Genomic DNA, 5,382 nt, shown 5'->3' on the forward strand with positions numbered 1-5,382 from the left:
TCGCCGCCAGAGTTGTGCCGGAGCCCCTTACCGCGCGAGCGGTTTAGTCCCATCGGCCTGAGCCGTCATTGGGATGGGCTGGGTTCTACGTCAGCAATGTGGCTGATTGCTGACGATGGCGGCATCGAGCAACCCGACGGCAGCATCCTGCATCAGTGAACTCACACTCCCGGCCCTCTCCCGACACTCATAGGAATTCCTCGTGTGTCTGCAATCGGCGCGTTTGCGGACGAAGTGCGGTGGCTCATTTACTAGCAGTTTCGGCCTATGAGCGGGCATCCTAGACCGACTACTTGCTGGTGACCGAGCGGGGCCATAGCCCGCCGCGCGAGCAACAGTCCTCGAAAGACCCGGGCTCACGTCGTACGCCGCAAGCACCAGGTCGATTTCGGGACGGTAAAGCGCGTGCGCGGCGAGCCGTGCTATCCCCTTGTCCGAAACGCCTCCCGTGCGGCCAGCATCGCCGGCCGGTTTTCCCGCGCCCATTCAGCGAGCGTTTTCAACGGCACGATCAAACTGCGTCCGAGTTCGGTCAACTCGTAGTCCACGCGGGGTGGAATCGTTGGATACATTGTGCGCGTGACCAACCCGTCCTGCTCCAGCCCTTTCAGGGTCAGCGTGAGCATGCGCTGCGAAATCCCTTCGACGCGGCGATGGATCTCGTTGTAGCGGATCGGTCCTTGCGACAAGGCGCCCACCACCATCACGGTCCACTTGTCGCCGATGCGAGCGAGTGTCTCGACTACCGCCTTGCAAGCCTCGTGGGGGTTCGACGCTTCTGGGGCGCGAACAGCAGTGTTCGTATCGACCATAAAAGTGCCTCCTTGCTGGTGTCGGCGACAGAGCCCACTATATCTCAACGAACAGTTTGTTCGTATCGACCAAGACGAGAGTGATCAGCCTCGTTGAACCTTTCCTCCCCAAGTTGCAGGAGTACCCCATGACCGAACAGCAACAACCCCGCATCGTGATCGGCTCGACCCGAGAAGGCCGCTTCGGCGAAAAGCCCGCGCACTGGATCCATGAGATCGCCAGGCAGCGCACCGACCTTGTCTTCGAGCTGATCGACCTGCGCGATCACCCGCTGCCTTTCTTCAACGAGCCGCGGTCGCCGGCCTACGGGCCGGTCAATAACGAGGCGGCGCGGCTCTGGGCCGGCAAGCTCGCGAGACTCGACGGCTTCATCGTGGTGACGCCCGAGTACAACCACGGCCCGAGCGCGGTGTTGAAGAACGCGCTCGACTACGCTTACACCGAGTTCGCCCGCAAGCCAATCGGCTTCGTGGGCTATGGTGGGGTGGGAGCGGCACGGGCCGTCGAGCAACTGCGGCTGGTTGCAGTCGAGCTGCAGATGGCACCGGTGAGCCATGCCGTTCACATCGGCATGGTGGAATCCCTCGGCATCATGCAGCAGGGCAAGACCTTCGAAGACTTCCCGCACCTGGCGCAGGCGGCCAACAAGCTACTTGACGACATGTCATGGTGGGCCAGGACGCTGAAGCCCGCACGCGAAGGCATGAGGACCGGCGCCGCCGACCGATAGCAAAGAGGGAAAGCCTTCGGCGTGACGGCGTAAACCAATCGCCACTCGCCACTTCAAAGCAGATGACGCCTTCCATGCGGCAGATTTGTGGCGGCGAATGTCGTCTGCGGGTCGATAGTGCGATCTCAGCCAACGGCGGCGGCCGGCTTGCTGTGACTTCATGCGAATCGGCGGCCCGCTTTGCACCACCCTTGATGGCACGCATCGTTTTCTGGACCTCAAGGATCCGCTCGTCTGGAGTCCAGAATTCGTCGACGCCGGTACGTGCCCTTTGGCCGCCACAAGCCGATAGAAACGAGCAGCTCTCGCCGGATTCGCAGATTGATCCCTCTTTTCCGCAGCGTGATCACGATACAGGCCGGCGTTGAATGCAGCGGGGATGTCGCCTGCGCGATGCCAGGTGCTTAGGCGGTGCCTAGACGTGATTCGGCAATCCGCTTCAGATCATCGGGAGTTGAAGCAGATTCAGCCAACTGCTCAAGCAAGTCCGTGGCTCTTTTTTCGTCTTTCGGACCACCATCGCCAAGCGTCAAACTCGTCGCCAGGTTAAGTATCGACCGGGGCAGCCCTCGCGATGCCAAAGCCTCAAGGAGGTGACGAGCCACTTCGGGTTCCCGGTTTCGGTTGCCGCTTAGCAACTCATCAGCAATCGATTCTACAAACCTCAGCGAGCTTTCGTTTTCCGTTCTGTGTATGCCAGTCATGAGCGCTTGTTCGAAGTGGCCAACGGGCCGGTGCACGGCGTGAGCCAACGTGCTCAGCGCCTCTTGAAAACTCAGATCTTCCTTTGAGCCGGCAAACGGCGTTTCTGTCGGGTCCCCGCACTCTTCGTGCGCATGCGCGGCCGATGGTTGCCACCATCGAACTAAGTCGTCCGCGGATTCACCGTGAAGATCAACTGACGATGCGAGCAATTGCGACACCTGATATACGCGTCTCTCGGTTAGTGTCGCGCTGTCACACGCCTCGTCGAGCGCGGAAGCTGCTTTGCTGCCCAGCTCGCCGTGGAGGTCGGTCCAGTCTCTATAGCCGAAGACTTCGGAGGTCACCTGTCGCGCCTGGGATTCCTTTAGAGAAAGGCGGTATTTGAGCCGATTGGCGGCCCGCGTCGGGATAGACGCGTTCTGAAAGTAGATACGCATGGATTCGGTCCGAGTTTCCGTGCCGACGAGCCTCCACAGCCGGCACGGAATCAAAATGAACTGTGAGGCGGCGCGGGGGGCGTGAAGCCCCGCCTGTAAAAATACCGTCGGTGTCTGATGCAGTCAATCCTATCTAGGAGACGGTGTGTTGCGCGATAAGGCTCGGTCTAAGCGCCAAGCGGTCTTCAAGATAGGGTTTGGCCCCTGAGGATCTGCGATTGTCCATGTGCTCTATAGTCCAGACACGGCCATTCAGAAACAGCTAGTTCGGGTTGCCTGACCAGCCGCTTCGCGACTTGATAGCGGCTCCGGGTTTCCTTGTTGTCGTTCGCCTAACGGAATGCATCGCGATACTGACCCGGCGTCATGCCCATGATTGCCTTAAAAGTGCGGGTCAAATGGGCCTGGTCCGCAAACCCCGTAGTGATAGCGATGTCGGCAAGCGGCTGCCGCGAACGCAACATTTGACATGCCTCACGGATTCTCGTCTGCGTTTGATAAGCGTGAGGCGTCAGCCCGACCGATTGCTGGAAGGCGCGTAGAAGCCGAAACGGCGGAACGCCTGACGTCGCCGCGAGTTCCTCCAGAGTGACCTTGTCCCCCAGATTTTCGACCAGATAATCGCGCGCCAGCTCGACCGCACGGGGTTCCCGCACACGTGCAGGAACGGTGGCCATGGCTTCCGAATGTCGCAGCAACAGTCTCACGATCAGCGTGACTAACCGCGATTGACGCTCGAGCGCGGACGTTTCTGCCTCGGAGCGTCGGTGCAATTCAAGCAATTCGCGAGCGGCGTCAGGATCGTCGAACGTTGGTCCGAGAAATGCGATGCTGGACGCGGGCGAGTACCTTCGCAAATCCGCCGCGGTGTTGTGCACCATCCTGGGATTGATGTGGATCGTTCTGCAACGCCAGCCTCCGCCATTCACCGGCGTGCCATAGTGAGCTTCCTCTGCGTTGATCAATGTGAAAGAGCCTGCTTTGGCAATGCCCTGATGTGAGCGCGTGCGCAAGTCGATTGCCCCTTCGAGCACTAGACCCAAACTTATTTCCTCATGAGAGTGCCATGGATACATATGTTGAACGTAAGTACCCTTGAGCATCTCCGCGTCGTGCAGGTCCGTCATCCGCCAAACCTTGACGCTGCTGTCATGCGACATCTCTACCTCGAAATAAGATTCCAGATGCTTTCCTTGACGCATGGCCTTCAGGCGAGATAGATCACCCGAGCGAGCCAATTCCCGATACGAGAAGAGGAACCGTCACGTAAACGATACCGAATACTTTCCGTTTGCGCTGAGCGCCGACGTAACGGTGTTTTCCACGGCGAATCTTGTCGCCAGACCTGGGGAACGCCGCGAACTCTACGCCGCACGTCTATTTCAGCCTACCAGGCCGTGCGTGCATCGGTCTTGAAGAATCTTGCAACCAGGCAAAGTGTTGGGACGAGCGCTCTGCGGTCGCAGGATTCTTCAATACTCGCCACGCGGGCGCTGGATATCGTGGCGTCACGCATGAAAGACGCAGAACGCTGGCGCGGCGGCTATCGAAGCCATTGGTACGACAACGGGCGCTTTCATCTTTTCCCGGATCATCCGATGGCACGCAATGCGGCCAACGGTAAGAACAGGACATCAGTGTTATGAAACAGGACGAAAATAGTGTGGCTCTGGTTGGCGGTGGTGCTGCTTGTGTTGCAACGTTTGTCGCGCTTGTCAAACGGCGCGCAGCGAAAACCATCTATGTGATAGCCCCCGGCGAAATCGGCCCCGGCCTGGTGTTTGGAAACAGTGACGATGACCTGATATGCAACACGTCGGCGGAGATCATGTCGGTGATGGCAGACGCCCCGCAAGATTTTCTGCTCTATTTGCGGCAAAACGGCCGATATGTCAGTCCAGAAGCGTTTGTGCCGCGATCGTGGGTCGGTGCATATCTGACGGATCGCTTTCGTGATTACGTGGCTATTGCATGCCGGCGCGGGATAAAAGTGGTTCACCTGCCGTATCACTTTCATTCCGCGCGTGTCATCGACGCGTGCGGCCATGAGTTGAAGCTGGCGCGTGACGACGCCTCGTATTCGCTCGTTGTGACCGATGTCATTTTCTGCACGGGCCTTGGCGCTCCACGCCTTCCCGACTTGCTGAAACCACACATCGACCATCCGCGTCTGATTTGCAGTCCTTATCCTGAGGCCGACATGCTGCAGCGAATACCTAAGCATTCGCGCGTGCTTGTGGTTGGCAGCAAACTCTCGGCGGTTGATGCGGCCGTCTTACTGGGCCGGCAAGACTGCAAGGTGTCGATGGTATCGCCGTCCGGCGCGCTTCCGGCCGTGCGCAGCCGGTCCATCAGAAATGCGCGGTTTCGCCTCGACCGCTCGTGGTTGGAGTCGATTTTCAGGCGATGGACGCCGGGCGGCGATGCTTCATATCCGAAGGGCTTGAGGCACGCATATCTGAAATACTTCGTCCACCACATGTCGACCTTGGCCGGGCCTTTGTGGCGCAAGCAGTTCAGCGGTGCACACACGTGCGATCAGCGGTTGCGCGACCAGATCTCTCTCGCCGAACTCGGTCAATCCCAATGGCAAGACGTGCTCGTCGATCTTGTGGAAACGATTAATGCGATCCACGCTAAAACTAGAGGGTGTTAGGCACTTTTTGTCGGACCTGGTATCCTGGCGGGATGAAAAAG

At 59.0% G+C, this 5,382-nt stretch carries 6 protein-coding genes; 3 read left to right on the forward strand and 3 right to left on the reverse strand.

The genetic code is table 11. From position 1 onward, the window contains the following. Positions 1 to 422 precede the first annotated feature (422 nt). Entirely contained in the window at positions 423 to 812 is a 390-nt protein-coding gene (locus M0D64_RS44500) for a helix-turn-helix domain-containing protein (RefSeq protein ID WP_171928539.1), read from the reverse strand. Positions 813 to 940: 128 nt separating this feature from the next. On the opposite strand from M0D64_RS44500, the gene M0D64_RS44505 reads away from it, so the two are divergent. After that, positions 941 to 1,543: an NADPH-dependent FMN reductase gene (locus tag M0D64_RS44505; protein ID WP_266262267.1), complete on the forward strand. Its 603-nt coding sequence runs from the start codon at positions 941 to 943 to the stop codon at positions 1,541 to 1,543. Between the two features lie 404 nt (positions 1,544 to 1,947). Here M0D64_RS44505 and M0D64_RS44510 read toward each other — a convergent pair whose 3' ends face one another. Beyond that, a complete protein-coding gene (locus tag M0D64_RS44510; protein WP_266262268.1) occupies positions 1,948 to 2,685 on the reverse strand; it encodes a hypothetical protein in 738 nt (245 codons plus the stop codon). Between the two features lie 332 nt (positions 2,686 to 3,017). Then, entirely contained in the window at positions 3,018 to 3,887 is an 870-nt protein-coding gene (locus tag M0D64_RS44515; protein ID WP_266262269.1) for an AraC family transcriptional regulator, read from the reverse strand. Positions 3,888 to 4,199: 312 nt separating this feature from the next. Here M0D64_RS44515 and M0D64_RS44520 point away from each other — a divergent pair, with 312 nt between their 5' ends. Further along, positions 4,200 to 4,331 carry a hypothetical protein gene (locus M0D64_RS44520; RefSeq protein ID WP_266262270.1) on the forward strand — a complete coding sequence of 44 codons (132 nt, stop codon included), beginning with the start codon at positions 4,200 to 4,202 and terminating at the stop codon, positions 4,329 to 4,331. Then, positions 4,328 to 5,341, forward strand: coding sequence for an FAD/NAD(P)-binding protein (locus M0D64_RS44525; protein ID WP_266262271.1), 1,014 nt, complete (start codon positions 4,328 to 4,330; stop codon positions 5,339 to 5,341). Before M0D64_RS44520 ends, M0D64_RS44525 begins: the two co-directional genes overlap by 4 nt. Positions 5,342 to 5,382: the final 41 nt, after the last annotated feature.

This window comes from Paraburkholderia sp. WS6, from assembly GCF_030464835.1.
Classification (GTDB): Bacteria; Pseudomonadota; Gammaproteobacteria; order Burkholderiales; family Burkholderiaceae; genus Paraburkholderia; species Paraburkholderia madseniana.